The organism is Bacteroides xylanisolvens XB1A, assembly GCF_000210075.1.
GTDB classification, from domain to species: Bacteria; Bacteroidota; Bacteroidia; order Bacteroidales; family Bacteroidaceae; genus Bacteroides; species Bacteroides xylanisolvens.
On the sequence record NC_021017.1, the window covers coordinates 1,883,127 to 1,885,537 of the forward strand.

The window sequence follows — 2,411 nt, forward strand, 5'->3', positions numbered from 1 at the left end:
GGAAGAACATGAGGTAAAAAAACATGATTTTAACAAAGCCGAAATCAATTAGTGCTGGGCCTAGCGATGGGACAGGGGAAGGCGTAGCACACTCTAAACGCTGGTATGTTGCTCTGGTTCGTATGCATCACGAGAAGAAAGTAGCCGAACGTTTAGATAAAATAGGGATTGAGAATTTTGTTCCTGTTCAGCAGGAAATTCATCAGTGGAGTGACCGGCGCAAGATGGTTGAGTCTGTCCTTCTTCCAATGATGGTGTTTGTACACGTTAATCCGAAAGAACGCAAAGAAGTTCTAAGTTTTTCTACAGTGAGCCGTTATATGGTGATGCGTGGTGAGAGCTCTCCAGCGGTGATTCCAGATGAGCAGATGGCTCGTTTTCGTTTCATGCTCGACTATTCAGAGGAAGCTATTTGTATGAACAGCTCTCCTTTGGCACGTGGTGAGAAGGTTCGTGTTGTGAAAGGACCTCTGACCGGGCTGGTTGGTGAACTGGTTAATGTAGATGGCAAAAGCAAGATTGCCGTCCGGCTGAATATGCTGGGATGCGCTTGCGTGAATATGCCTATTGGTTATGTCGAAGCTATCTGCGAGAAAAACTAGTACTCGTCATCATTTATCCACAAATTACATGAATATGAAGTTTTCTTGTGCTTTTGCACTGATATTCTCTTTCTTCTTCTTTTCAGCTTGTCAATCCTATAAGAAAGTACCTTATTTGCAGGATGCGGAGGTTTTGAAACAGGTGAATACGCAAGTTTCCCCTGTTCAGGACGCCAGGTTGATACCGGGAGATGAGGTTTCCATTCTTGTTTCTACTTCCGATCCGGTTGTTTCGCAGCCATTCAATGCACAAGGCAGTACCTTTTTGTTGGATGACCAGGGAAATATCAATTATCCGGTTTTAGGTAAACTCCCTTTAAACGGATTAACGAGTCGCGAAGCTGAAAACCTGATAACGGAGCGACTGAAATCTTACGTGAAAGAAAGACCTACGGTAGTAGTCCGTATGTCCGGTTTTAAAGTTTCGGTTTTGGGAGAAGTGGCGTCTCCGGGTGTTTATCCGGTGGTGAATGAGCAGATCAATGTACTCGAAGCCCTTGCCATGGCAGGAGATTTGACCATTTATGGTGTTCGTGATAATGTGAAACTAATCCGCGAAGACAAGAACGGGCATAAACAGTTTGTTACACTCAATCTGAACGACGCGGATTTGTTATTATCTCCTTACTATCAGTTGCAACAGAATGACATCCTGTATGTCACTCCCAATAAAACCAAAGCACAGAGCGCGGACATCGGAACAAGTACCACGATGTGGATTTCGGGATTTTCTATCTTAGTGTCTATTGCCAGTCTGCTGGTCAATATACTTAGATGATCCTTACAACTCTCCATATTCTTTGATACAGTTAAAACACGGACATTCCTTCATCGGATTTAAATCATGATGGCCTACAATCAATGCTTTGGGGAATCTTTTCCTCAATTCGCGGAGCAAAGCGAGCAAGGAACCTCGTTGCGCCAATGTACGTGTGTCTTGGGGACGTCCGGCAATATCCAGCCCTCCTTCGTAACAAATACCTATCGAATGGGTGTTATGGTCACGGCAGTGTGCCCCGACCTTTTCCAGAGGACGGCCCTGGCAAATTTCTCCATCGCGGGTGATGTAGAAATGGTAACCGATGTCACGGAACCCACGGTGTTGGATATGATCTTGTCGGCAAGCCTCCGCCGAAAGGAATTTTCCTTCCGGCGTGGCACTGCAATGAATGATAATCAGCGTGATGGTGCGCATGGGGCTACATACAACTTTGTACTCCGATCAAGCCTCCGATAGCGGTGGCAACGGTGATAATCACTTTGATAATGAAGCTCCATACGGAGCGGGGAGAAGATGAATTACTCATAAAGAAGAGGTTTTAAATAAATTAATAATATTCCCTTAGGCAGCCGGGTCAGGTGCTTCACCGCTTCCGCCCGGATTTGGATTCGGCGTATTGCCTGAATCGGAATCTCCACCAGGGGTAGTTGGTTTCTGATACTCCGCTTGCTGCTTCAGTTGACTGTCGAGTTTCAGGTTGGTAGTCGACAAATTACCGGTGGCACGAGCTTTAAGGCGCATACCAGTGATGTTTTTCTCTAACGAAAAATCTTCCAGTGTTTCAGCCGCCTTACTTCGGATGCCTACCCCAAAGATGGCAAGGTCGTCGATTTTCACGCATTTGCCGTCGAGCAGCAATTCTTTGATGCAGTCTACCATGTCAGAAAGTACACCTTCGATGACACCACCGGAATACGGTGAATTGTGTTTCGACATGTGTTCGGCAAGCTTGGCCAAATCAAATGTCTCGTCGCTTACCGCACGGGCGAACCACTTGCCTGCATTCAGGCCTTTCTGCTGTTGGTTTT

At 46.0% G+C, this 2,411-nt stretch carries 5 protein-coding genes; 2 read left to right on the forward strand and 3 right to left on the reverse strand.

The window, feature by feature from the left end; translation table 11 throughout:
- Positions 1 to 23: 23 nt before the first annotated feature.
- Both BXY_RS07640 and BXY_RS07645 read left to right on the forward strand, forming a co-directional pair.
- Entirely contained in the window at positions 24 to 602 is a 579-nt protein-coding gene (locus tag BXY_RS07640; protein WP_008018120.1) for a UpxY family transcription antiterminator, read from the forward strand.
- Positions 603 to 630: 28 nt separating this feature from the next.
- The gene (locus BXY_RS07645) at positions 631 to 1,380 is read left to right on the forward strand and encodes a polysaccharide biosynthesis/export family protein (RefSeq protein WP_015531610.1); all 750 of its coding nucleotides are present in this window, start codon (positions 631 to 633) and stop codon (positions 1,378 to 1,380) included.
- A 3-nt stretch (positions 1,381 to 1,383) separates the two neighbouring features.
- Here the strand turns inward: BXY_RS07645 and BXY_RS07650 are convergent, their stop codons facing one another.
- From BXY_RS07650 to BXY_RS07660, 3 genes are all read right to left on the reverse strand, one after another.
- Entirely contained in the window at positions 1,384 to 1,797 is a 414-nt protein-coding gene (locus BXY_RS07650; RefSeq protein WP_004313206.1) for an N-acetylmuramoyl-L-alanine amidase, read from the reverse strand.
- A gap of 4 nt (positions 1,798 to 1,801) precedes the next feature.
- Positions 1,802 to 1,909: a smalltalk protein gene (locus BXY_RS07655; RefSeq protein ID WP_004297473.1), complete on the reverse strand. Its 108-nt coding sequence runs from the start codon at positions 1,907 to 1,909 to the stop codon at positions 1,802 to 1,804.
- A 35-nt stretch (positions 1,910 to 1,944) separates the two neighbouring features.
- On the reverse strand, positions 1,945 to 2,411 hold a 467-nt coding region (locus tag BXY_RS07660), incomplete at its 5' end, for an HU family DNA-binding protein (protein ID WP_208946783.1).

What these genes read in the sequence shown, in the direction of transcription:
- BXY_RS07640 (WP_008018120.1), top strand. Translation starts at nt 24, where the DNA reads ATGATTTTAACAAAGCCGAAATCAATTAGTGCTGGGCCTAGCGATGGG.
- BXY_RS07645 (WP_015531610.1), top strand. Translation starts at nt 631, where the DNA reads ATGAATATGAAGTTTTCTTGTGCTTTTGCACTGATATTCTCTTTCTTC.
- BXY_RS07650 (WP_004313206.1), bottom strand. Translation starts at nt 1,797, where the DNA reads ATGCGCACCATCACGCTGATTATCATTCATTGCAGTGCCACGCCGGAA.
- BXY_RS07655 (WP_004297473.1), bottom strand. Translation starts at nt 1,909, where the DNA reads ATGAGTAATTCATCTTCTCCCCGCTCCGTATGGAGCTTCATTATCAAA.